We start from the raw sequence: 373 nt of genomic DNA, 5'->3' as shown, positions 1-373 counted from the left end.
CGCGCTGGCCGCCGCCGCGCGCGACCCCGGGGCGGGCGGACGCCCGTACGCCGCGCTGGTCGGCCCGGAGAACGTCACGGTGCTGCTCGCCGGGCTCGGCTCGCCCGAGCCGTGGACCTCGGCGCGTACCGCCCTGCCGCTCGTCGCGGTCCGTACGGCCGAGGAGCGGCCACTCGTCGTGGCGCTCGGCGCGCAGCGCGCGGACGGCGCACCGGCGTGCGTCTTCCTCGACCTCACCGTCGGCCCGCCCGTGCTGAGCGTGGACGGCGACGAGCGGGCCTCGCGTGCCCTGCTCCAGGCCCTCGCCGCCCAGCTCGACGCCCGGCTGCCCGCCGGCCTCGTCACGGTCGCCGAGGGCGTGCACCCGGGCCAC

The 373-nt window shown here is 80.4% G+C and carries 1 pseudogene; it reads left to right on the top strand.

The features are described from left to right. Positions 1 to 373: pseudogene (locus G3I42_RS33880) on the top strand (hypothetical protein); the annotation flags it as partial.

Source organism: Streptomyces sp. SID11385 (genome assembly GCF_010548245.1).
Taxonomy (GTDB): domain Bacteria; phylum Actinomycetota; class Actinomycetes; order Streptomycetales; family Streptomycetaceae; genus Streptomyces.
Note: the sequence above shows the minus strand (reverse complement) of the source record. Positions and strands in the feature narration are given on the sequence as shown.